Annotated in this window: 23 protein-coding genes and 4 pseudogenes; 15 read left to right on the top strand and 12 right to left on the bottom strand. The window is 69.5% G+C overall.

Annotated features, from left to right (window positions below; all coding sequences use genetic code 11):
- Positions 1-53: 53 nt before the first annotated feature.
- From AB0950_RS38175 to AB0950_RS38160, 4 genes and pseudogenes are all read left to right on the top strand, one after another.
- A complete protein-coding gene (locus tag AB0950_RS38175) occupies positions 54-1,400 on the top strand; it encodes an MFS transporter (RefSeq protein WP_360576188.1) in 1,347 nt (448 codons plus the stop codon).
- A gap of 91 nt (positions 1,401-1,491) precedes the next feature.
- Entirely contained in the window at positions 1,492-3,198 is a 1,707-nt protein-coding gene (locus tag AB0950_RS38170; protein WP_366780540.1) for an aldehyde dehydrogenase family protein, read from the top strand.
- A gap of 51 nt (positions 3,199-3,249) precedes the next feature.
- Entirely contained in the window at positions 3,250-4,809 is a 1,560-nt protein-coding gene (locus tag AB0950_RS38165) for a long-chain fatty acid--CoA ligase (protein WP_366780539.1), read from the top strand.
- 60 nt (positions 4,810-4,869) lie between these two features.
- Positions 4,870-5,406 (top strand): annotated as a pseudogene (locus AB0950_RS38160) (VCBS repeat-containing protein); the annotation flags it as partial.
- Between the two features lie 152 nt (positions 5,407-5,558).
- Here the strand turns inward: AB0950_RS38160 and AB0950_RS38155 are convergent.
- The 5 genes from AB0950_RS38155 to AB0950_RS38135 form a co-directional block, all read right to left on the bottom strand.
- Entirely contained in the window at positions 5,559-6,212 is a 654-nt protein-coding gene (locus AB0950_RS38155; RefSeq protein ID WP_366780538.1) for a hypothetical protein, read from the bottom strand.
- 243 nt (positions 6,213-6,455) lie between these two features.
- A complete protein-coding gene (locus AB0950_RS38150) occupies positions 6,456-7,697 on the bottom strand; it encodes an ABC transporter permease (RefSeq protein ID WP_360576182.1) in 1,242 nt (413 codons plus the stop codon).
- Positions 7,694-8,398: an ABC transporter ATP-binding protein gene (locus AB0950_RS38145; protein ID WP_360576181.1), complete on the bottom strand. Its 705-nt coding sequence runs from the start codon at positions 8,396-8,398 to the stop codon at positions 7,694-7,696. Before AB0950_RS38145 ends, AB0950_RS38150 begins: the two co-directional genes overlap by 4 nt.
- Complete coding sequence (locus tag AB0950_RS38140; RefSeq protein WP_366780536.1) at positions 8,395-9,822, bottom strand: peptidoglycan-binding protein; 1,428 nt, start codon at positions 9,820-9,822, stop codon at positions 8,395-8,397. Before AB0950_RS38140 ends, AB0950_RS38145 begins: the two co-directional genes overlap by 4 nt.
- Positions 9,823-9,828: 6 nt before the next feature.
- On the bottom strand, positions 9,829-10,329 hold the full coding sequence (locus tag AB0950_RS38135) for a hypothetical protein (protein ID WP_360576177.1): 501 nt from the start codon (positions 10,327-10,329) through the stop codon (positions 9,829-9,831).
- Positions 10,330-10,511: 182 nt separating this feature from the next.
- Between AB0950_RS38135 and AB0950_RS38130 the strand changes: the two genes are divergently transcribed.
- Both AB0950_RS38130 and AB0950_RS38125 read left to right on the top strand, forming a co-directional pair.
- A complete protein-coding gene (locus AB0950_RS38130; protein ID WP_360576176.1) occupies positions 10,512-10,937 on the top strand; it encodes a hypothetical protein in 426 nt (141 codons plus the stop codon).
- Positions 10,938-11,065: 128 nt separating this feature from the next.
- Complete coding sequence (locus tag AB0950_RS38125) at positions 11,066-11,953, top strand: hypothetical protein (RefSeq protein ID WP_366780535.1); 888 nt, start codon at positions 11,066-11,068, stop codon at positions 11,951-11,953.
- A 30-nt stretch (positions 11,954-11,983) separates the two neighbouring features.
- On the opposite strand, the gene AB0950_RS38120 is transcribed toward AB0950_RS38125, so the two are convergent.
- Positions 11,984-12,145, bottom strand: a complete 162-nt coding sequence (locus AB0950_RS38120) for a hypothetical protein (RefSeq protein ID WP_360576173.1) — start codon at positions 12,143-12,145, stop codon at positions 11,984-11,986.
- 169 nt (positions 12,146-12,314) lie between these two features.
- On the opposite strand from AB0950_RS38120, the gene AB0950_RS38115 reads away from it, so the two are divergent.
- Together AB0950_RS38115 and AB0950_RS38110 are read left to right on the top strand one after the other, a co-directional pair.
- Complete coding sequence (locus AB0950_RS38115) at positions 12,315-12,425, top strand: helicase (protein WP_360576171.1); 111 nt, start codon at positions 12,315-12,317, stop codon at positions 12,423-12,425.
- A gap of 312 nt (positions 12,426-12,737) precedes the next feature.
- Positions 12,738-13,314, top strand: a pseudogene (locus AB0950_RS38110) (transposase); the annotation flags it as partial.
- Here the strand turns inward: AB0950_RS38110 and mdcA are convergent.
- Positions 13,218-14,788 (bottom strand): annotated as a pseudogene (gene mdcA / locus AB0950_RS38105) (malonate decarboxylase subunit alpha). The pseudogenes AB0950_RS38110 and mdcA overlap by 97 nt on opposite strands.
- Positions 14,789-15,047: 259 nt before the next feature.
- On the opposite strand from mdcA, the gene AB0950_RS38100 reads away from it, so the two are divergent.
- Both AB0950_RS38100 and AB0950_RS38095 read left to right on the top strand, forming a co-directional pair.
- Positions 15,048-15,584, top strand: coding sequence for a GNAT family protein (locus tag AB0950_RS38100; protein ID WP_360576169.1), 537 nt, complete (start codon positions 15,048-15,050; stop codon positions 15,582-15,584).
- A gap of 228 nt (positions 15,585-15,812) precedes the next feature.
- The gene (locus AB0950_RS38095) at positions 15,813-16,037 is read left to right on the top strand and encodes a DUF397 domain-containing protein (protein ID WP_360576209.1); all 225 of its coding nucleotides are present in this window, start codon (positions 15,813-15,815) and stop codon (positions 16,035-16,037) included.
- 378 nt (positions 16,038-16,415) lie between these two features.
- On the opposite strand, the gene AB0950_RS38090 is transcribed toward AB0950_RS38095, so the two are convergent.
- Positions 16,416-16,712 carry a hypothetical protein gene (locus tag AB0950_RS38090; protein WP_360576168.1) on the bottom strand — a complete coding sequence of 99 codons (297 nt, stop codon included), beginning with the start codon at positions 16,710-16,712 and terminating at the stop codon, positions 16,416-16,418.
- Positions 16,709-16,906: a toxin-antitoxin system HicB family antitoxin gene (locus AB0950_RS38085; protein WP_289929273.1), complete on the bottom strand. Its 198-nt coding sequence runs from the start codon at positions 16,904-16,906 to the stop codon at positions 16,709-16,711. The genes AB0950_RS38090 and AB0950_RS38085 overlap by 4 nt, the downstream gene beginning before the upstream one ends.
- A 271-nt stretch (positions 16,907-17,177) precedes the next feature.
- Here AB0950_RS38085 and AB0950_RS38080 point away from each other — a divergent pair, with 271 nt between their 5' ends.
- The 4 genes and pseudogenes from AB0950_RS38080 to AB0950_RS38065 all read left to right on the top strand — a co-directional run.
- Positions 17,178-17,498, top strand: coding sequence for a metalloregulator ArsR/SmtB family transcription factor (locus AB0950_RS38080; RefSeq protein ID WP_360576166.1), 321 nt, complete (start codon positions 17,178-17,180; stop codon positions 17,496-17,498).
- Positions 17,491-17,955: an SRPBCC family protein gene (locus tag AB0950_RS38075; RefSeq protein ID WP_360576164.1), complete on the top strand. Its 465-nt coding sequence runs from the start codon at positions 17,491-17,493 to the stop codon at positions 17,953-17,955. Before AB0950_RS38080 ends, AB0950_RS38075 begins: the two co-directional genes overlap by 8 nt.
- A gap of 633 nt (positions 17,956-18,588) precedes the next feature.
- The gene (locus AB0950_RS38070; RefSeq protein WP_360576162.1) at positions 18,589-18,993 is read left to right on the top strand and encodes a nuclear transport factor 2 family protein; all 405 of its coding nucleotides are present in this window, start codon (positions 18,589-18,591) and stop codon (positions 18,991-18,993) included.
- 24 nt (positions 18,994-19,017) lie between these two features.
- Positions 19,018-19,200, top strand: a pseudogene (locus AB0950_RS38065) (IS630 family transposase); the annotation flags it as partial.
- 523 nt (positions 19,201-19,723) lie between these two features.
- On the opposite strand, the gene AB0950_RS38060 reads toward AB0950_RS38065, so the two are convergent.
- The 3 genes from AB0950_RS38060 to AB0950_RS38050 form a co-directional block, all read right to left on the bottom strand.
- A complete protein-coding gene (locus AB0950_RS38060; RefSeq protein WP_366780534.1) occupies positions 19,724-20,050 on the bottom strand; it encodes a hypothetical protein in 327 nt (108 codons plus the stop codon).
- 55 nt (positions 20,051-20,105) lie between these two features.
- On the bottom strand, positions 20,106-20,735 hold the full coding sequence (locus AB0950_RS38055; protein WP_366780533.1) for a DUF3887 domain-containing protein: 630 nt from the start codon (positions 20,733-20,735) through the stop codon (positions 20,106-20,108).
- Positions 20,736-21,222: 487 nt separating this feature from the next.
- Positions 21,223-21,345, bottom strand: a complete 123-nt coding sequence (locus tag AB0950_RS38050) for a hypothetical protein (RefSeq protein ID WP_366780532.1) — start codon at positions 21,343-21,345, stop codon at positions 21,223-21,225.
- A gap of 55 nt (positions 21,346-21,400) precedes the next feature.
- On the opposite strand from AB0950_RS38050, the gene AB0950_RS38045 reads away from it, so the two are divergent.
- Entirely contained in the window at positions 21,401-21,568 is a 168-nt protein-coding gene (locus AB0950_RS38045; protein ID WP_366780531.1) for a hypothetical protein, read from the top strand.
- Positions 21,569-21,846: the final 278 nt, after the last annotated feature.

Below are 21,846 nucleotides of genomic sequence, written 5' to 3'. Positions count from 1 at the left end.
GTCCGGGCCACTCCCTGCCCCTCCCCCTTTCGCCCGTCTCCCGCGGAGCCCTTGTGACCGACACCGATGTGGTACCCGCTGTGCCCGCTCACCACCCGAGGACCGAGAAGGTCCGCCGACACCGCGCATGGGTCGTCACCGCTCTGCTGGTCGTCTTCATGATGATCAACTTCGCCGACAAGTCCGTGCTCGGCCTCGCCGCCGATCCGATCCGCAAGGACCTCGGCCTGTCGTCGTCCGCCTTCGGACTCGCCAGCAGCGCCTTCTTCCTGCTGTTCTCGGTCTGCGGCGCCGCGGTGGGGCTGCTCGCGGACCGCGTACGGCCCAAGTGGCTGCTGCTCGCGATGGCCGCTCTGTGGTCCGTCGCCCAGGCTCCTGTGGCCCTGGGCGGAGGGCTCGCGGTGCTCGTCACCTCTCGTGTTCTGCTCGGTGCCGCCGAGGGGCCCGCGTTCCCCGTCGCCCAGCAGACCACCCTGTCGTGGTTCCCCAACCACCGACGCAACCTGCCCGGGGCCCTGATCGTGCTGGGGATCACCCTGGGAGTGCTGGTCGCAGCTCCCGTACTGACCTGGGTGATCCACCACCACGGCTGGCGCTCGGCCGTCACCGTGGTGGCACTGGCCGGTGTGGTGTGGGCGCTGCTGTGGGTCCGCCTCGGCGGGGAGGGGCCGTACGCGGCCGCGTCGGACGATGGCTCCCCGGTCTCGGCCGACTCCGGCAAGGCGACAGGGACAGGGGCCGGAACCGTGACGGGTCCGGCCGCGCACAGGACGCCGTACCGCCGGATCCTCGCGACCCGTACCTGGATCGGTGCCACGGCCGCCTATTTCGGCACCTACTGGGTCATCGCCTTCGGCCTGGTCTGGCTTCCTTCCTACCTCCACGACGGCCTGGGCTATTCGTCGGCCGGATCCGCACGGCTGCTGATGCTGGTCTGGGGTCTGAGCGGCGTCGTGGTGCTCGGACAGGCGGGCGTGGCCGGATGGCTGCTACGCCGCGGCGTCGCAAGCCGGTGGGCTCGCGGCGGGGTCGGCGGCATCCTTCTGCTCATCGGCGCTGCCGCATGCCTGGTCCTGCCGTCGGCTCCAGCGGGTACCACGACGGTCGTACTCCTGGTCATCGGATTCGGGCTCACCGGGGCGATGGGCAGCGTCGCCGTCACCACCGTCGCAGAACTGGCCCCGGCCCATCGCCGCGGCGGGGCCCTGGGCCTCATGAACGCCGTGGTGACCACCGCCGGCCTGATCGCCCCGACACTGATCGGGCGCCTGGTGGACAGCCAGGGGGCAGCGGGCTACCAGCGTGCTGTCCTGATCACCGGTGCCCTGCTCCTGCTCTGCGGGACCGCCGCCGTCACGCTCATCGACCCGGCTCGGGACGCGCGCCTGCTCTCCGCGTGACGACGGGACATCCATCCTGCCCCGGCAGGCCGCAGCCGCTCCTCACTCGGCTGCCCCGCCCGCCCTCACCCCACCCTCTGCGAGGAATGACGTGACCTCGAGCACCCTGGACACCGCTTCTCTCGACCGGGCCGTCATGGAACTGCGCGCGAGCGCCGGGTCCTGGTCGGCCACGCCGCTCACCAGACGCATCGCCCTGCTCGAACGGCTGCTGCCCCGCGTGGCGTCCGCCTCAGCCGAGCTGGCCGCGGTCGGCGCCCGCGCCAAGGGATACGCTCCCGACTCGCCGTCGGCGGCCGAGGACTGGAGCGGCGGACCGTGGGCCCTGGCGCAGAACGCCGCGGCTTGTCTCCACGTTCTGCGACGCATCGCCCGTGGCGAGGAACCCCTCGGCCCCGGAGCCGTGCGCGAGGAGGACGGCCGTACCAAGGTCGGCGTCTTCCCCGCCACCGGCTGGGACCGGCTGCTGTTCAACGGCTTCACGGCCCAGGTGTGGATGCGCCCCGGTGTCACCGCCGAGCAGGTACGCGACCGTGCGGCGGGCGAGTACCGGGGCCGGCCCGGGCCTCCTGCCGTCGCCCTGGTACTCGGCGCCGGAAACGTCGCCGCCATCACCGCGCTCGACGTCCTGCACAAGCTCTACGCCGAGGGCCAGGTCGTCATCGCGAAGCTGAACCCCGTCAACGCCTATCTGCGCCCCCACTTCGAGCAGGTCTTCGCCGACTTCATCGCACAGGGCTGGGTCCGGTTCGTCGACGGCGGCGCCGCCGAAGGCGCCTACCTCACCCGCCACGAGGGCATCGACGCCCTCCATGTCACCGGCAGCGACCGCACCCACGACGCCATCGTCTGGGGCACCGACGAGAACGCCGAACAGCGCCGACGCGACGACCAGCCCCTGATCACCAAGCCTTTCAGCAGTGAACTCGGCGGCGTCAGCCCGTGCATCGTGGCACCGGGGCCGTGGAGCGACGCCCACTTCCGCTTCCAGGCCGAGCACATCGTCACCAGCAAGATGAACAACTCCGGCCACAACTGCATCGCCACCCAGGTCCTGGTCCTGCCACGTGACTGGGATGGCACCGAGCGGCTGCTGGGCGAGATCCGGCGGGTGCTGCGCGAGCTGCCCCCACGCACCGACTACTACCCCGGCGCCGACCGCCGCCTGGCCGCCGTACTCGCCGCCCACCCACAGGCGGAGACCCACGGCGGCGGCTGCCGGCTCCTCGTCCCCGACATCACCAACCACGACGACATCCTGATCACCGAGGAGATCTTCGGCAGCGCCCTGGGCGTCGTACGGCTGCCCGGCGCGACCGCAGCCGAATTCCTGCGCCATGCCGTCGACTTCGCCAACGACACCCTCCCCGGCACCCTCGGCGCCACCCTGATCGTCCACCCCAGAACCGAGAAAACCGACAGGCCGGCGGTGGAGACCGCCATGGCCGGCCTGCGCTACGGCACCCTGGGCATCAACTGCTGGTCCGCAGTGGGCTTCCTGCTCGGCTTCACCCCCTGGGGCGCCTTTCCCGGCCACACCCGCCAGGACATCGGCAGCGGCACCGGCTTCGTGCACAACGCGTTCATGCTCGAGGACGTCGAAAAGACCGTACTGCGCGCCCCCTTCGCGCCCGCGCCGCGCGGTCTGGTCACGGGCGACCCGTCGCTGTCCCCGCGTCCGCCGTACTTCGTCACCAACCGCACCGCACTGACCACCGTCGAACGCGTCACCCGCTTCACCACCGCGCCGAGCATGCGGAAACTGCCCGGCATCCTCGCCTCCGCGCTGCGTGGCTGACCGCGTCCCGCCCTGCCACCGTCCCCGCCCCACACACCCTACGGAGACCCCGTGCTGAACCTCGCCGTCATGCTCGAGAGCAGCGCCCGCGCCGTGCCGGACCGCGACGCGGTCGTCCTCGGCGACCAGCGGATGACCTACGCGGAACTGGACACCAGCGCCCGCCGGGTCGCCAACCTGCTGCGTTCACGCGGTGTCGGGCCCGGCGACAAGGTCGCGCTGTCCTGCCCGAACCTGCCGTGGTTCCCGGTGGTCTACTACGGCATCCTCAAGGCCGGCGCGGTGGTCGTTCCGCTCAATGTGCTGCTCAAAGGCCGGGAGATCGCGTACCACCTGGCCGACTCGCACGCCAAAGCCTATTTCTGCTTCGAGGGCAGCGCCGAGCTTCCCCTCGGCCAGGAGGGGTGGACCGGATTCGGCGCGACCCCCGGCTGCGAGCACTTCTTCCTGATGACCGCCACTCCCGCCGAGGACTCCCCGATCGCGGGCGCCCAGACGCTGACGGCTGCACTGGCCGGCCAGAGCACCGACTTCGAGACGGTCGCCTCCGGGGCAGACGACACCGCGGTCATCCTCTACACCTCCGGCACCACCGGCCTGCCCAAAGGCGCGGAGCTCAGCCACTCCAACGTGACGCTCAACGCGCTCACCTGCCACAAGCTGTTCGGCGAGGTCGAGCACGAGGTGCATCTCATCGCCCTGCCGCTGTTCCACTCCTTCGGCCAGACCGTCCAGATGAACGCCGGCCTCGCCTCGCGTGCGACGCTGGTGCTGATGCCGCGCTTCGACGCCGCTTCGGCGCTCGCCCTGATGCAGCGTCATGCCGTCACCTTCTTCGCGGGCGTGCCCACCATGTACTGGGCACTGCTCGGCGAGGACGCCCCGGACGCGGACCTGGCACGGATCGCCGAGAACCTGCGCATCGCCGGTTCAGGAGGCTCCGCGTTGCCGGTCGAGATCCACCGCCGGTTCCACGAGCGGTTCGGGGTCACCATCCTGGAGGGATACGGCCTGTCGGAGACCAGCCCGGCGGCAACGTTCTCGCCGCGCGGCGAGAAGGTGCGCCCGGGCTCCATCGGCCGCCCCGTCTGGGGCGTGGAGGTGAACCTGGTCGCCGAGGACGGATCCATGGTGGAAGGCCCGGACGCGATCGGCGAGATCATCGTCCGCGGGCACAACGTGATGAAGGGCTACTACAACCGGCCCGAGGCGACGGCCGAGGTGATGCGCGACGGCTGGTTCCACACCGGCGACCTGGCACGCCGGGACGCCGACGGATGGTTGTACGTCGTCGACCGCACCAAGGACCTGATCATCCGCGGCGGCTTCAACGTGTATCCCCGCGAGATCGAAGAAGTATTGCTCACCCATCCCGCCGTAAGCATGGCAGCGGTCATCGGAGTGCCCCACGACAGCCACGGCGAGGAGGTCAAGGCATGCGTCGTCCTCACCCCGGAAGCCGAGCTCTCCCAGCAGGACCTCATCTCCTGGTGCAAGCAAGAGATGGCGAGCTACAAGTACCCCCGCCTGATCGAGTTCGTCGACGCCCTGCCCACCAACGCCACCGGCAAGATCCTCAAACGTGAACTCCGCACAGGTCTTCGTGCCTGAGCGTGCGGGGGTGCCGCCACCGGCCCGACGCATCGCGGCGAGAACGCGGTGCGCGCCCGCACGGGCGGCTCCTGGGCAGACACGAAGATCTTCACCGGCTGGAAGACCTGCACCCGGATCATTGCGCCGGGTGACGTCACCGGCGACTACCTGCCCGACGTCTTGTCGGTGGACTCCGGTGGGACACTGTGGATCTATCCCGGTAAGGGCAACGGCACCTTCGCCTCGCGGGTGAGCGTCGGCACCGGCTGGAACCAGTACAACTCCGTGCGCGGCCACGGCGACTTCACCGACGACGGCAGGGCCGACCTGCTCGCCCGCAACAAGAGCACCGGCGACCTGTACCTGTACAAGGGCACCGGCAAATCGGGCACTGGCGCCTTCTCGCCCCGCATCAAGGTCCGCAGCGCTTGGACCGGCTACAACGCCTTCGACGCGGTCGGGGACGTCAACGGCGACGGCTTGGCGGACTTCCTGGCCCGCACCCCCGGCGGCACCCTGTATCTGTACAAGGGCGCCGGTACGGCCACGAGCGGGATCTTTGCCACAAGGGTCTCGGTCGGCACCGGCTTCGAGGCCTACGACCTCTGGGGCTAAATCCGCAGGTGAGTAAGGCTTACCTCCAGGGAACGGCCAGGCTCAGTGCCCATCGCCCAGAGGCGGTGGGCACTGTGCGTTGTACGGCCTCTCCCCGAGTTCGAGCCGGGCCGACCACAAGGCACGATCTGCAGGCGAGCGACCAGCCGCCCTCAACCAACCCCAACGGCGAAACGGACGTCGCTCTCAAAAAGCCTCTCAAAGTACGACTCCCCGAGCGGAGGGGTGTAGTCGACGTGGATCTGGCCGTTGGCGGTGAGCGTCTCGTGGCGGGTGCCACGGGCCGTCGGCTCGACCCACGTGGCGACCACCAGTTCCTCCGGGCGGCCCGTCATGACGCGGTCACCGCGCGAGCTGCGGTGCCGGCCTCGTACGCGCGGGCGAGCAGCGCGTTGAAGGCGAGTGCGGCCGCCGGGTCGGACTCGTGTAGTCGGCTCACGGCCTGCCCGCTCGTCCTCGCTGAGTGAGTCCAGCAGGCCGGTGCGGGCCAGTGTGCCCAGCAGGGCTTGGCGCAGGACGTCCGGGGCGAGGGCGGCGCGGCGGGCGGCTTCGGTTTCCTGCTCCTGGCGGTGCTGTTCGTCCTGCAGCTGCTGCACGGGTTCGTCTTCGGCGTCGGCGGTGAGCGGGTCTTGGACGACGGCGCCGGTCTCCGGGTCGTAGACGCCGCCGGTGGTGGCGAGCAGCTGCGCGATGAGCCCCCACTTAGCCTTCGGCGGGGCCGCGTTCGTCGTCGGGTAGGTCCTCGCGGTCGCGTTCTGCTGCGGCCGGGCTTCCTCGAGGGCGGCCGCAGCCTCGGTGGCGGTCACGCCACGGTGAACGACCGGGCGCTGATTGCGGTGTCCGCTGCCTTGAACCGGTCGAAGGCTGTAAAGGTCATCCGCCTGCACACCCCCTATCGGGGAAACTACGTTCTGTAGTTCTCACTGGTCCGTGGTGTTTTCCATAGCGTGTGCCCTGGTTGTGCCCGCGCAGGTCTGTCTTGTCGGGCCCCGACGGCGCCTCGAGCGGCGGCCCGTCGTCCAGGCCGCACCACATGTTGTACGGACCCATCAGCGCCGCAGCGCCTCCACCGGTTCGATGCGCGATGCCCTCCACGCCGGATAGAGCCCGGCCAGGACGCCGGTGGCGAGCCCCACCAGAGGTGCGGCCGCAACTGTGCCCGGATGCAGGATGGGAGTCCAGTGGCGAGCCAGGGCCACACCGACCACGGTGAGTACCCCCAGGCTGGTGCCGACAAGTCCGCCGAGCGCCCCCAGGGTTCCGGACTCGGCCAGGAACTGGGCGGTGATGTGCCGGGCGCGAGCGCCCAGGGTGCGCCTCAGCCCGATCTCACCCGTCCGCTCCAGCACGGCGACGAGGGTGGTGTTGGCGATGCCGACCGCGCCGATGACCAGGCAGATCCCGGCCAGCAGGAGAAAGAGCTGACCGAGGTCGGAGCCGACTCCGGAGCGCAGACCGCGCGGGTCCGGCGGCGGTACGGCCTTGAGGTACTCGGGGTGGTCGGGCCGCAGCGCCGTCGGGGCCTCTTGCGCGACCTGCCGGGCGGCACCCAACTCCGTGGCGACGAGCATGCTTGCCTCGCCGGGCCCCGGCCGCCCCCACAGCTCCTGCGCCGAGGTGCGCGGGACCACCACGCTGAGCAGCAGATCGGCCTTGCGCTGCACGTCCTGGACGATGCCGACGACGGTGAACGGCTCATCCCCGATGAACACCGCCGGATGCGTCTGAAGAGTGGTGATCCCGAGCTGCGCGGCCGTCGCCTCACCGATGACGGCGACCCGGCCCCGGCGGGCCATCGCGTCGTCGTACAGCCGCCCCTCCGCCAGGGTCGGCACGGCTGCCCGCAGCACTCCGGGCGAGGCGGCGACCACTTCGATCGACTTCCCCTCGCCCCCGGCGACGGGGGCCGACCGCACGGTCGACGCCCGGTCGTCACGAACCGTCCAGAAGACCCCGGCGGCACGCACCCCGTGGACGCGGCGCATGCGGGCATCGGCGTCCTCGGGGAAGGCTGGCCCGATCAGCCCGTCGGGGTCGTGGACGGCGTCCTCCACGGTCACCTCGGTGGCGGTGAGCGCGTTGAACCGGGAGTCGATCTGGGAGGACGTGGTGGAGGTCAGCCCCAGTATCGCGACGAAGGTGCCGACACCGAGCACGGTGCCCAGGGCGGTCAGCGCCGACCGGGCGGGACGCTGCAGCATCCCGGCGCCGGCCTCGGAGAGCAGGTCGCGCACCTTGAACGAGGAGCGGTCGATGCCCGTCGTTCCGCGTCCACGCGCAGGTGATGTCATGCGGCTGCCTCCCGGCGCTCCGTGAGCACGCCGTCGCGGATGGACACGGTACGCCCGCCGCGCGCGGCCACCTCCGGGTCGTGGGTGATCAGTACGATGGTCAGCCGTTCTCGATGCAGTTCCTCCAGCAGTTCGAGCACGGTGTGGGCGTTGGCCGAGTCCAGGTTCCCGGTGGGCTCGTCGCACAGCAGCAGCGACGGTCCGCCTGCGAGGGCGCGGGCGATGGCGACCCGCTGACGCTCGCCTCCGGACAGCCGGGTGGGCAGCGCGTCGATACGGTGCCCGAGCCCGACCCGGGTCAACGCCTGCCTGGCCCGCGTCACCCGCTCTGCCCGGGCGACGCCGCTGTACATCATGGACAGGGCGACGTTCTCCAGCGCCGAACGGTGCGCCAGCAGGTGGAAGGCCTGGAAGACGAAACCGATCCTCCTGCCCCGCAGCGCCGTGCGGTCGGTGTCGCGCAGTGCTCCGGTGTCGTGCCCGTCGAGCAGGTACGTCCCGTGTGTGGGTGCGTCCAGCAGTCCGGCGATGTTCAGGAACGTGGACTTGCCGGAGCCGGAGGGGCCGACGACGGTGACGAAGTCCCCACGACGAACCGTCAGGTCGCAGGGCTTGAGCGCCGCCACCGGCGGTGGTCCCGGATAGGTCAGCCCGACCTGGCGGAGCTCGATGACCGGGGGCGACGAGAGGGAATCCGTCACGGACCACTCCCCTCCCGCTTGACCCCGGTGACCACCTGCTCGCCCTCTGCCAGCCGGGCCGAGCCCACGGGCTCGACGGCCACGAAGCCGTCGCCCGCCGTTCCGGTACGCACTTCGGCCTGCCGTTGCCGGCCATCCGCCTCGACGACGGTGACGGTGGTACGGCCGTCGGCTCCGGTGGTGAGCGCGGTGATCGGCACGATCAGCGCCTTGCCGTGGGTGCGGGCCGCCTCGATGGTCAGCCGGACGTCCTGTCCGGCCAACTGCGGGTCCAGCGGCCGGTCCGGGTCGGCCCGGAGCAGGTACCCGCTCTGCCCCTGCTGGGCGGAGGCCGCGCCCTGCTCTCCCGACGAACCGCTCTGCCCGTCGTCCTCGCCGCCGCCCGGCGCGGTGAACGGCTCGGCCAGGTAACCCACCGTCGCGCGGGCCTGGACTCCGGTCACCTCGGAGTAGATGCGCACCCGCTGCCCCTTGTGGACCAGACCCTTCTGATGCTCCTGCAGATAGGCCCGCACCTGCAGGCGGCCGGCCGACACCGTCATCACCGTGCCGTCGACCGGCGCCCCGACGCGCCCTGCCACGGAGTCCACCCGCGCGGGGAACCCCTGAAGGAAGACGACCTCACCGGCGGGCAGCCGCGGTCCCGCCGCGGCCTTCGCCGCGGTCAGATCCGCTCGCGCCTCCGCCAGATCCTCCCGGGCGTAGCCGAGATTGCGCTCCGCGTCCGCGCCGTCGGCCGCCTCGGCTTGCGCCACCGCCCGCTTGGCCTGGGTCACTGCCTTCTGGGCGGCTTTCACCCCTTCCCCGCCGTCGTCGAGGGCGGACAGCGGATCGTAACCGATGGCTGCATAGAAGGAGTTGAGGGCGGTCTTGGTGCCGGCGCCGAACGTCCCGTCGGGGTCGCTTCCCGTACCGTGGCCGAGGCTGTGCAGCGCCCTCTGCAGCTGCCTGACGTCGCTACCCTTTGCGCCAGGCTTCAGGTCCCGGTACATCGGAACCTTGCCCGGCAGTACGAACACCGGGCGACCCGACACCTCCAGGACCACCTGCCCCGCCTTGACGGTCGCCCCCTGCTTCACCGGCAGCTTCGTGACGACCGGGGTGGCGGCGTCCGCCCCGCCGGATATCTGAGGTGCCACGTCCACGCTCTGCCCGGCCGCCACCTGCCCCCGGACGATGACCGAAGAGGTCAGGACCCGGTACTCCACCGGCGAGGTGAGCACGCTGCGCTCCGGCGGCCGTGCGTCGGCGGCGGCCTGGGCCGGTGACTTGATCACCGTGGCGGCCAGCATGCCGCCGACGGCGAGCAGGGCGGCCGCGCCGGCGACGGTGGCGGCCCACCGGCCGCGCCGCGAGACTCCGGCGCCGGGGGCGGCCTCCGGTGCCTCGCGGTCCGATTCCTCCAGTGCCTGTGTCTGCTCCATGTGAGGTCAGCCGCCGACGATCCCCGGCCCGTCAGCAGGCGAACACTTGGCGGCCACATCCGCGAAGTCCCGCTTCACCTTTGCGGCCAGTTCATCGCTGAGCTTGATCTCGGCGGTCTTCGGGTCGGGGTCCGGATAGTCGGGTACGCCGTTCTTCCGGAAGCACTCCGCCTGCTTCCGTGCCGCCTCGAGTGCCGCGGCCGGAGCGGATGCCGAGGGAGTGCCGTGGGGGAGCTTGCCGCGGCACTTGGCCTCGGCCGCCTGCTCCTTCGCATAACCGAACTCGGCCGCCTTGTCCTTGTCGACCCGGAGTTCACCACCGTCGGTCACCTCCAGGGCCAGCCCCTGGTCCTCCAGACACCGGTAGTAGGCCACTTCCTGCGCGTCGGCGGCGGACGCGCTCGGCGCCGCGTCTCGGGCGTCGCCCGAGGCCGAGCAACCGGCCGACAGGACGCCCGCGGCCAGGGCGGCAAGCAGGAGCTGAGATCTTCGACGGGCAGACGGCATCGCAACTCCAGTTGCTCGACCAGGGGGATTGGCGCAGACACCGCAACAGCGGGAACCGCAACCTACGGCATGACTGGTACTCGATCAACCGTTTGCAACTTCTTGACATACCTCCAGACGGTGATCACACTCGGCGGACCCCCCACTGCGCATCCCGAGTTGACTTCTCTCCCAGGAGTGAGATGAGCAGGACCAACGCAGTGCGTTTCGCCGCCGGGGCCGCTTTGGCCGCGGCCTTGTTCGCCGGATCCGTTCTGACCGGCGCGGGCAGTGCCTACGCCGCCACGAACCTCGACGGCCGTCTCGAGTCCGGCGAATTCGGCCTCTATTACAACTCCGGCGGGCTCGGGTGCGTCCGGGACAGCTACTACGACGACAACACGTTCGTCGGCGACAACTTCAAGGACCCGTACGGCGTCAACTGCGCGGGCGAGGGGCGTAGCACCAACGACAACACCGCTTCTTACTGGAACCGGGACGCCTACCAGTGGGAGGTGGACACCGACGCCTACCGCAGCGGCATCAAGGGCTGGATTCCGGCCGGCTACTCGGGTGACGCGTCGTCCAACTTCAAGAACGAAATCTCCTCGAACTACATCGACTGGTGATCTTCCACTGATCTTCCACGGGCGGGATCCGGTCCGCGCCGGATCCGCCCTGGCCACCTCTGAGGTCTGTGATGTCCTTGTCTGTCCGCCGTGTTCCGCGACACCTCGTCGCCCTTGCAGCCGCCGCCGTGGCGGTGACCGGATGCTCCGTCACAGCCAGCGGCCCCGCGCACGGGGCGCCGGAGCCCGAAATCTCCGGCATCCCGGTCCTGGCGGACTCCGCCGATCTGGCGCTCCCGCTCGACGCGTACGAAGCGACCCCCGAGGAGAGGGAGTTGCTGGTGAAGGCCCAGCAGGTCCTGACCACCCGGTGCATGGACCGGCTCGGCTTCGACTACCAGCCGCCGCCGCAGTCCGGGGCGGCGAAGGCGGCGCCGAACAGCCGAATCTACGGGGTCACGGACCCGGAAACGGCCGCCCGATACGGCTACCGCAGTCCTGAGGAAACAAAGTCCCTCGCCACCAGGGGGAAGCGCGAGCCCGTCAGCAAGGCGGAGGAGACCGCCCTGTTCGGGGCCCCCGATCTACGGCCCGACGAGCTGCCGAAGAGCCAGCAGGAAGCAGAGCGCCAAAGCGGCCACGGGGGCGTACCCGTAGGCGGGTGCACCAGGGAATCCTTCCTCAAGCTCTACGCCCCGGACCCGGAAAGTGTGGACGTCCTCTACGTCTTCCAGCTGAAGTCCGAAGCAGAGACGAGGGCCCGTACCGACTCGCGCATCAAGCGCGTGAACGCAACATGGTCCGCGTGTATGGCCAAGTCCGGCTATCAGGCCAAAGAACCGATGAAGGCGGCCGAAGAACTCGGCTTCACCGACGCGGAGCTCGCAGAACCCCAGGCGATCACAGCAGCCACGGTGGACGTGGCCTGCAAGAAGAAGACCAACCTCGTCGGAACGTACTACGCGGTCCAGTCCGCCTACCAGCGACGACTTGTCGAAGAGCACGCCGAGACCTTGAACCTCGCCCGGCAGCAGCTACGCGACAGACTGCGGCTTGCCGCATCCCTGACCTCCTAGCGATGGACACGGCTTCGGACTGCGGTGGCGTCAGGTGAAGCCGGCGGCGGCCTTGTCCTCCCAGCCGTCGTCGATCTGCACGGAGCGGGAGTGGCTGGCGCAGCCACCCTGGTCGGTGAAGGCAATGCCGTTGCCGCCAGCTTTGGAGGCCAGGCCGATGCGCAGGAAATTCCCGGTCCAGGCGATGGGCACCCCGGCCGCTGGGAGATGCGCTTGATGGCGCGGGTGAAGAGTCCGGTCCCATGCCGCCGGTGACGGGCCCCAGCGGTCGGGGCCAACGAACGCCGACATCGACGGGTCAACCCACCGCGGGCGCTTCTGGACCGAGGTTCTGCCGTACGGCAGTCAGGTCCGGTCTGACGTGTGGCTTTCCAACATCGAGACCAGGCGCGCCAAGCTGAGCACCGAGCAGCTTCAGCGGCTGGCCGACCTCGGGCTGGACTGGGCGGCTCAGGCCTTGGGCTCCGCGTAGCGACGGCGGGGTGTGAGCTGGCGCAGACCGGCTGGTGCCTTGCCGCCGACCGTCGGCTCGTCCCGACTGCGACCGGCCTTTCCGCTCAGAAGGCCGGCCGCAGCCGCGCCAGCACCCGAGCCCGAGCCGAGGAACCCGGCCAAGGTCGGCTGACCAGCAGGCGTCGCTGACGGACGCCTCGGTTGCGTCCATGGAGATGGGGTACGGGTTCGACCTGATCCGGGTTTTGCTCCGGCGTCGGGATGAAGCCCGCATACATGAACGGCCACCGGCTGATCTTCGAGGTGTCGAAGCCCGAAGGAGATCAGCACGATGACCGCACCCGACAGTCTGCCCCTGCACGCTCTCGCGGAAGACAACCTCGCCGCGGCGAGTCCCGATCTGCTGCGCGCGATGGTCAAAACGTTCGCCGACGCGCTCATGTCCGCCGAGGCCGACGCCCTCTGCAACGCCGAATACAGGCAGGTCAGCGACGAGAGAGTCAACCACCGCAACGGATATCGCCCACGCGAGTGGGACACCCGCGCCGGCACCATCGAACTCGCCATCCCCAAGCTCAGGTCCGGCAGTTACTTCCCGCACTGGCTACTGGAACGACGACGCCGGGCCGAGCAGGCCCTCATCTCGGTGGTCGCCACCGCCTACCTACTCGGTGTCTCAACCCGCCGCGTCGAGAAGCTTGCCAAGTCCCTCGGCGTCACGCAGCTGTCGAAGTCCCAGGTGTCCGCGATGGCCAAACACCTGGACGAACAGGTGGCCGCCTTCCGCAACCGGCCACTGGAGGCCGGACACCTACTCATTCGCCTGGGCCGACGCGCTGCCCCAGAAGGTCCGCGAGGGCGGCCGCATCATCAACGTCCACGCCCTGATCGCGGTCGGCGCGTCGGCGCGCCGGCCAACCGGGGTGGCGCCCGCCACCGCGGCCACCGCCTCACGCCGTTCGGCCAGCCCAGCAGCCTTGTACAGGTAGGCTACGCCCTCCTCAGTCACCACGTGGGTGACGTCGTCGCCGTAGATCATGATCGGCGGGATGGGCATGCCGGCGTCCTCGCCCACCTGGATCGCGTCCAGCGACTCCACGAACGCCGGAGTGCCGCCCGAACGGAAGGTCTGCGTAATCTGCACGACCAGCTTGCGCTCGCGTACCGCGGCGGTCTCGCCGGTCAACAGCTCCAGCCAGGCGGTGGACGGGTGCCTGCGTCCCCGCGCATCGTGCCCCATGTTGGGCGCTCCACCGAACCCTGTCAGCCGGCCCTCGGTGACCGTAGAGAGTTCGCGTACGCGTCGATCTGCAGCGACGAGCCGATGAACAGGTCCACCGCGTACTGCCCCGCGAGCTGGCACAACACCCGGTTGGACCGCAATGAGCCGTCGTGGCCGGTGAAGAACACGTCCGGCCGGGCGGCGACGTACCGCTCCATGCCCGGCTCCCCGCCGAAGCAGTGCACCGATTCCACCCAGCCGCTTTCGATGGCGGGGATGAGCGTCGGATGCGGGTTGAGCGTCCAGTGCCGGCAGATCTTCCCGCACAGCCCCAGCTCCTCGCCGTAGGTGGGCAGGAGGAGCTCGATCGCCGCGGTGTCGTAGCCGATCCCGTGGTTGAGCGTGACCACGCCGTGCCGCTCGTAGATCCCGCGCAGGGCCATCATGGCCATCAAGATCTCTACCTGGCCGATGTGGCGGGGGTCCCGGGTGAACAGCGGCTCCAGTGCGAACGGCCGCGGGCTCTCGACAATTAGATCTACCCAGTCGCCCGGGATGTCCACCCGGGGGAGCTCGTCGACCAGCTCGTTCACCTGGATCACGTTCACCCCGCCGGAGAAGGCCACCGCCTCGGCGATGGTCGGCGTGTCCTCGGTACTGGGCCCGGTGAACAGATTCCCGTCCCGGTCGGCCTGCTCGGCGCAGAGCAGGCCGACGTTGGGCGTGAGGTCCACGCACATGCGCGCGTACAGCTCGACGTAGGTGTGAATCGCACCCACCTCGACATTGCCGTCGGCGAGCAGCTGCGCCATGCGCACGCTCTGCGGGCCGGCGTAGGCGAAATCGAGACGGCGGGCCACGCCGCGCTCGAACACGTCCAGGTGCTCTCGCAGACTGATCGAGGAGATCAGCAGGTGCAAGTCGTGCACGATATGCGGATCGCAGCCGGCCAGCGCCTCGGCCAGGAAGTCAGCCTGTTTCTGATTGTCGCCCTCCATCGCTACCCGATCGCCGGGCCGCAACAGCGCCTGGAGGGCGTCGCCGACCCGCCCGGCGTCCAGCACCCGCCCCGAGCAGTACGGCCGGACCGCCTCCAGCCGTTCCCTCTTCGCGGTCCTGCGCCGAGTCCAGTCCCGGCCGGCCTTCGTCGTGGATGCCATCGCTCGCACCGGTCTCTCGCCCTACCCCGTTTGCCCCCTTTTCTCCAACCTCGGAAGCAGCGCCGCTAACCCGAGGTGCACCGGCAACGGAGCCGTTTCGTACGGTCCATCGCCGACACGGCCGCCCTCGTCCTGACCTCCCTGGACCACCGACCCTCTGCGACCGCTCACACTCCTCGGGCTCGCCTGACTGCCACCTGTATGGATGAGGTGGAGAAATCTGGTTGATCGGCTACTGCCCCTCGTATAGCAATGCCCTGTGATACGTGGCGAAAAGACCGGGCTGCGTGCCCGGCACGAGAGCGACGTCCCAGTTCTCCATTCCGAGCTGTACGACGATGTGGCCACACGGTCGCGCGCCGACTCTCGCCCCTGGCGGCCCATCCCACCAGGTTCGGGTCACTCACCCTTCACCGCGACCGGACCGTCGGACGAGGCCGCGTGCTTCTCCGTTGTCGAGCTGGAGTCGCAGGAACTGGCCGGCGAGGCCCTGCTTTGGGGCATCGACACACACAACCGGACGGCTCACATCGGGATCGCCCTGCGCCCCGCATTCCGCGGCCGCGGGCTCAGCGTCGATGTCCTGCACACGCTCTGCGAGTACGGATTCGCCGTGCGCGGACTACAGCGCCTGCAGATCGAGACCCTTACGGACAACACCCCGATGCTCGCGGCGGCAACCAGGGTCGGGTTCACACGCGAGGGCACGCTGCGGCGCTCCGCGTGGGTATACGGCGCATACGAAGACGAAACCATCCTCGGCCTCCTCGCGAACGATTGGACGCCCCGGAGATGAACAGCAGGAGCCCGGTCTCACGAGAGAGAGATGCGAACAAAGAGGGCAAGGTGGAACTTTGACGAGGCCCTGGGTTCCCTCCCTGTCTCTGGGGCACGGACTGATCGGTCACCATGACCCCGTTCTACCGCGTCGGACAATGAGCACGCGCCAGGCCCTCAAGAAGCAGGACCCTGTGCACAACGTGGCAGCGATACGACCAAGGGGGAACGGTCTACACCGCTCGGTCTGTGGCGGAAAAGCACCTACAGCGGGAACGAGGACTCCCATTGCGTGGAGGTGGTCGGCTTTCCGAAGTCGATCGGCGTGCGCGATTCCAAGAACCGGCGGCTTGCACCTCTGGCGTTCGCACCGGGCGAGTGGTCGGCGTGCCTGGCCTCCGTGAAGGCGGGACGGTTCGGCACCAGGGCGGAGGGGCGCACGGTGGGCGCGGTCGGCGGGCAGGGAGTCTGAGCAGCGTGACCCACGCGGCGGGGAGTCGTTGAGGAGGGCATCGCGCCATGAACATCCGCTCCCCGCGGATGCGCGAACCTCACGAGGGCCCGGAACCAGCACCTGGTCCCGGGCCCTCACCCCTGTTGTGAAGACCTCGTAGCAACGCGCGCCGATCCAGTGCACGCCGACGGCCTGCCGGGCAGGTGTTGCGGCAGCACTTCCCCGCAAGCCTCCGCAAGGCCGCGCCGTCTTTCCGGGGAGCGGAACCGCGTGCTCACCGCTCCGGCCGGCCCTGCGGAGAGCGCACAAGGGGCCGGTTTCCCCGGGCCGGGAAACCGGGCGTGGTAGTTCCGCGTACCGCGTTTCCCTGGGAAACGGCATCAGCTGATGGCGGGGCTACAGGTCCAGCACGGCGCGCAGCGCCTGGTCCACGCGCGCCATCGTCTCGGTGGGGACCGTGCCACGGCAGGCCGCCCCGTCGAAACGTGTGCTGCGCAGCTGCTGGAGATTCACTGCGACGGCCGTGCACGGGACCGGGTCGCCCACCACGACGGACATGGCGGTGTCGGGGTAGCGGCCCGAAGGGTGCAGGACAATCGCGAGCACCGCGCCGTAGGCCTCTTCCAGGCCGGTCAGGGAGACGATCAGAACGTCGCGGCCGTCGGGCAGGGTCCAGATCTCGCCGCGCCTCACCGCAGGGTGTCGCCTTCGCCGGCCAGGTCGTCGCCGAGACCGAGCGCGGCGAGCTGGCGCGCGGCGTCGAGAGTGGCCTGACGGCGGGCGGCGCGCACCACATAGGCGTTCAGGCTCATGCCGGCCGCTTCAGCACCGGCCCGGATCGAGGGGGCGAGCTCATCAGGGATCCGGAGCGTCATGTCTACGGTCATGAGGCCAGACTAGCCACCGGAGATTGGTTGCGTAAGTGGTGGCAATAGTCGGCGGCAAACCAGGTCGCGCGATGGAGGCGTCGCGCGCCGGCTCCACCGCGCGACGAGACACGGCGGTGCCCCGGACCGCTGGGGGTCGGTCCGGGCACCGGCACCGTTGGCTGCCCGCCCTCGGAGGGGGGCGGATTCCGCACCGGGTTGGGCGGGGCAGAGATCGCGCCCATGGATCTGAGGCTTGACTTCCTCAGTCCGTAAGTCATAACTTACGTAAGTGGTGACTTACGCAAATGCCTTGTCTGCTCTGGCAGACCCGACTCGGCGGGCCATATTTGAACGTCTCGGCGATGGCCCGAAGGCGGTGGGCGAGCTGGCGGAGGGCCTGCCGGTGAGCCGCCCCGCGGTCTCCCAGCACCTGAGGGTGCTCAAGGAGGCCGGGCTGGTAGTGGACCGGGCGGTCGGCACGCGGAGGGTCTACCAGCTCAACCCGGCCGGGCTGGGTGCCCTGCGCACCTGGTTGGACCGTTTTTGGGATCAGGCACTGGCTGCGTTCAAAGCGGCTGCGGAATGCGAAGGAAAGCAGGCACATGACTGATCAGCCCATCCGCAAGAGCGTGACCGTCAACGCGCCGATCGACAAGGCGTTCACCGTCTTCACCCAGGGCATGGACAGCTGGTGGCCCCGTCAGAGCCACCACATCGGCGAGAGCGAGATGAAGGAGGCGGTGCTTGAAGGCAAGGAAGGCGGCCGCTGGTACGAGATCGGCGAGGACGGCAGTGAGTGCGAGTGGGGCCGTGTGCTGGCGTGGGAGCCTCCAGCCCGGCTCGTCCTGGCCTGGCAGATCGACGCCACATGGCACTTCGACCCCCAGTTGCTGACCGAAGTGGAGATCCGGTTCACCGCCGAGGGCCCGGAGCGCACCCGCGTCGACCTTGAGCACCGCAACCTGGACCGCTTCGGCGACGCACGCCAGCAGGTTCGCTCCGCCTTCGACTCGCCTGGCGGCTGGCCGGGACTGTTGGGCAGGTTCGCCCAGGCGGCAGCCGCATAACCACTGAATCTGTGCTGTTCACGGCCCGCCCGTCTCGGTTGCCGTCAATCGCGGGAGGGCCGTGCCGGTACGCCCGGAGGCGCTCTTGGTGACAGTAGAAGCCGACGCGGCCCTTGTCGAACGGCGGCTTTCGGCAGGCGAGTTGGCCTGTCCGGCTTGCGGCGGGGTGCTGGCTGGCTGGGGGTGGGGACGACTTCGCCGGCTACGGGACCGACGGGAGTGGTCCCCGTGCGGCCGCGCCGCTCGCGGTGCAGGGTATGCAGGGCCACCCACGTCCTGCTTCCGGAATTCTGCCTGGTCAGGCGGGCGGAGCTGGCGGTGGTGATCGGCGCCGGGCAGGAGCTGGCAGCCTCCGGATGGGGGCACCGCAAGATCCGCTCCGTGCACGCTGACCGGACCCTGGTCAGCACCTGGTCGAGGACATGTCTGATCGCCGCGGTCTGGGCTGGCGACAGCCGAATGGATCGGCGATGGGGTGAGCCGGGTAGCGGTCACTCGACGCCATTGCCACCGTGGATGGCTGCCGCCCTCGGATCCGGCCAAAGGGAGGACTTGACAGCCCAGGTCCGCCTGGCCCCGGGCCGGCTATGGCCCCGAGTGCCTAGGCTGGCACCGCTACGGAAGGGCGGTGCCATGGACGCTGACTCCCGGACCAGGGCCGCGATCGAGGAGCATTGGCGCGCCTCGGAACGCGGGAACACCGAGGCCGAACACGCCATCTACGCCACGGACGCGATCCTTGACTACCCACAGTCAGGTGAGCGGTTCCGCGGCCGAGCAGCGATCGCGGCGCAACGCGGCGGGCACCCGGCCGACCGGCACTTCACCGTCCAGCGGATCACCGGCCAGGCGAATCTGTGGGTGAGCCAATGCGTCATCACCTACGACGGTGTGCCCTCGTACTCGGTGAGCATCATGGAATTCGCTGACCAGCACGTGGTGCACGAGACGCAGTACTTCGCCGACCCGTTCGGCGCGCCGGCCTGGCGGGCCGCGCTCGCGGAGCCGATGCCGGGCCGGATCATCGCCGGAGCCTGATTCTTGACCGCGCTCGGGTGACCCCGCCGCGGCGTGACCTTCCAGCGCACCAAGACGTGTAAGGAGTCCACCGACCCCGCCCGTGACGCCAAGCTCGACCGGATTGAACACGTCATTGAGCACTTCGCGGACCGCGTCTTCGCGTTCGACGAATTCGGCCCGCTCGGCATCCGCCCCACCGGCGGCAGTTGCTGGGCCGGACAGGGTGAGCGGGGCGGCACCCACCACCGGGGGCCGCCCCGCTCACCGCGGTCGGCGCGTGAGCGCCAGCTCTTCAATACCCGCCCATCCGCGTTCACCCGGCCGACCGGCCAGACGAGCGATGCCACAACCTGGGCCTTAGCGTCGTAACTGCCCCGCACGGACAGGACTGCGGGGCTCGGGCGGCCCCCGCACGCAGCGCCCCAGGCAGGGGCCGCCCGTAAAACGCTATTTCGGCCTTTGACACGGGAGCCGTGCGGCGCGGAACATTGCCGCGGCTGTGGGTGATTTGACCGTCACGCTGCTCGTCAGTCGGCTTGTCGGCGGCACGTGAGGTATAGCGGCATGAAGATGATCCACAAGCACAGGCAGCCGAGAGCCCACGTGGCGGGCTTACTCACTTCGATGGAGCCCGCCGAGAAGTACACAGGCGTTCCCCGCCTGGCGCGGAGCGCGGCGTCTTGGTAGACCCAGAACACCGTCGCGAGGAGGAGCGCCACGGGAATCAGCATGGTGGCGTACGCCCCCATCACTCAGGGCTCTTCTCCGCGATGATGCGGACGACGGCGGCCGCATCGTCCGGTGTGATCGTGGGGCGGACCCGGTGGCCGACGTCGAGCACGAGTGCCAGACCCTTCTTCGGCCGGTTGGGGTCGAAGTTCCACCAGTGGACGAAGTCCCCCGAGCCCCAGATGCGCCACCTGCGCACCTTGTTCGCGCCGGTCAGGGCAAGCGTCTCCACGCCCCTGATCGAGGCATAACGGATCCGCTTTGCCCCCCATGGGTAGTAGCGGAGGATAGCGATCCCCTGGTCGTCGCAGCGGATCGTGCCGTCGTCGTAGGTGGGCGTGGCCATGCTTATCTGCCTTTCCTGACGGTCCACCAGTTGCACCAGGGAGCGGAGAGGTGGTTCACGGGATTTCGGGCGCGAGGATGAAGAGGCCCGCGACCTTTTCGTCTGCGTCGAATGCGACGCGGGCCTTCATGTCGCCGGCCTCGTAGCGCAGCGGGACGTCGACGACCGTGTGGTCGCCGATGCGGCGAACGAACGGCTCGCCCTCGCCGAAGCCCTCGAACGCGCCGACCAGACCGGCGACCGTGGCCAGCCCATCGAGGCGGACCTCGTCGGTGAACGCCGCCAGCACCTCGGCATTGAACGACCGGCGGGCTTCGTCCATACGGCCATCGAGGACGGCGGCCGCGATCTCGGTGGCTCGGGCGGCGGCGTCGGTCATGCGCACGGTCTTGTCCACGGGTTCTCCCGTTCTCGGGTCGATGGGCTTGCCGAACCGCTGGAACGCGGCCTGGCGGGTGACTCCGAGCAGGTCCCCGATCTCCTGCCAGGTGTGGCCGGCATCCCGGCACTGCTGTACGCACAGCTTCAGTACCTGCTCCGCCAGGCCGTCGACGTCCTCGGCGAGTCGGACGAGGTCGAGATAGGCCGGCTGGGCCACTGGGCTGCCAGCCGACGCCGCCAGGGCAGCGGCCTGCGCGGCAAGGCGAGAAGCCAGGCCCGCGAGAGACATCGGCGAATCAGTCACATGTCAAGGATGCCTTTACACAGCTCGCTCGTCAAGGAATCCTTTACAGCGCCCCAGCGCAGCCTCCACGCGTTCCACCAGCTACCCGCGACGTCACTCCGTCGGTGACCCTCGAACTTGGCGGAGCCCTGGCTCTCGCATGCCCCGATGAAATCAGGGGCAATGACCGCGCGGCCCGCCGATGCCCCGCGCAGGCGACGGACAAGGCCGGGGGTCTGCTCAGGCCAGGGCGTCGGGGTCGCTGCCTTGGCGCGTGCCAGGGCGAACAGAACGCTCTCCCCCGGCCGATCATCGGCGGGGATCGATCTGAGCGCGGTTTGCGATTGCGCCGGGCTGACCACACTGCTGGCGACCGCTCGCCAGTACGGCACCGGCCTGCGGCTGCGTTCCTTAGGGGCATGACCGTCCCGGGTGAGACTGCGGGGGCGTTTCGGGGGTATTCGCGGCGTTGACCGTGGGTTACTCAGAAGAAGGGTGGCGGTGGCGATCAGTTGTGCGCGAGGACGAACCAGCCGCTGGCCAGCCGCCCTGTATCGGCCGTCGCTTTTGACGCCAGAAGCCGATCGCCGAGGCCCGGCGTGCCGACCACCGGTTTATGAACGAGGTCCACGCCGTGCACGGCATACCGGTCACTGGGCACGGCGGAGCAGGTGGTCAGCGAGCTGGTGACCAACGCCGTCAAGTACGCGCCCGGCCCGCTGCTGCTGGAGCTGGAGGTCAGCGACGGCGCGGTGGAGATCAGCGTCTGGGACACCGACCCCGCCCTGCCCGCCGCCTGCCGCGCTGATCCGGGCGGGTCGGACGGCACGGGCTGGGCAGCGCAATTGCCCTGACGTCGTCGGAGGCGGAGCGGAAGGATCGTGTGCCTCGCCACGACAGGTTCCTGGACGTTGATGGTTTCGGGACTCGTTGCAGCCCTTCCGGCCGCAGTCCCAGCACTGCGCCTGTCCGACAGCCTCGTTCCCGCCGACCTGCACATCGACAGCGCGGGCATACGCGTACGTAACGGCCGCAAGGGAAACATGCGTTTCTGGCCCTGGACATCAGTGCAGACAATCGGGTGCGAACGCAGTGGCGCCTGGAAACACCGTCCCGGTCACCTACTCATCCG

Source organism: Streptomyces sp. NPDC007189 (assembly GCF_040703635.1).
GTDB lineage: Bacteria > Actinomycetota > Actinomycetes > Streptomycetales > Streptomycetaceae > Streptomyces.
Note: the sequence above shows the minus strand (reverse complement) of the source record. Positions and strands in the feature narration are given on the sequence as shown.

Excerpts from the sequence above, each read along its gene's own strand:
- AB0950_RS38135 (WP_360576177.1), bottom strand. The coding sequence starts at position 10,329 with ATGCCGTCTGCCCGTCGAAGATCTCAGCTCCTGCTTGCCGCCCTGGCC.
- AB0950_RS38150 (WP_360576182.1), bottom strand. The coding sequence starts at position 7,697 with ATGACATCACCTGCGCGTGGACGCGGAACGACGGGCATCGACCGCTCC.
- AB0950_RS38070 (WP_360576162.1), top strand. The coding sequence starts at position 18,589 with ATGGACGCTGACTCCCGGACCAGGGCCGCGATCGAGGAGCATTGGCGC.
- AB0950_RS38130 (WP_360576176.1), top strand. The coding sequence starts at position 10,512 with ATGAGCAGGACCAACGCAGTGCGTTTCGCCGCCGGGGCCGCTTTGGCC.
- AB0950_RS38085 (WP_289929273.1), bottom strand. The coding sequence starts at position 16,906 with ATGACCGTAGACATGACGCTCCGGATCCCTGATGAGCTCGCCCCCTCG.
- AB0950_RS38140 (WP_366780536.1), bottom strand. The coding sequence starts at position 9,822 with ATGGAGCAGACACAGGCACTGGAGGAATCGGACCGCGAGGCACCGGAG.
- AB0950_RS38060 (WP_366780534.1), bottom strand. The coding sequence starts at position 20,050 with ATGGCCACGCCCACCTACGACGACGGCACGATCCGCTGCGACGACCAG.
- AB0950_RS38075 (WP_360576164.1), top strand. The coding sequence starts at position 17,491 with ATGACTGATCAGCCCATCCGCAAGAGCGTGACCGTCAACGCGCCGATC.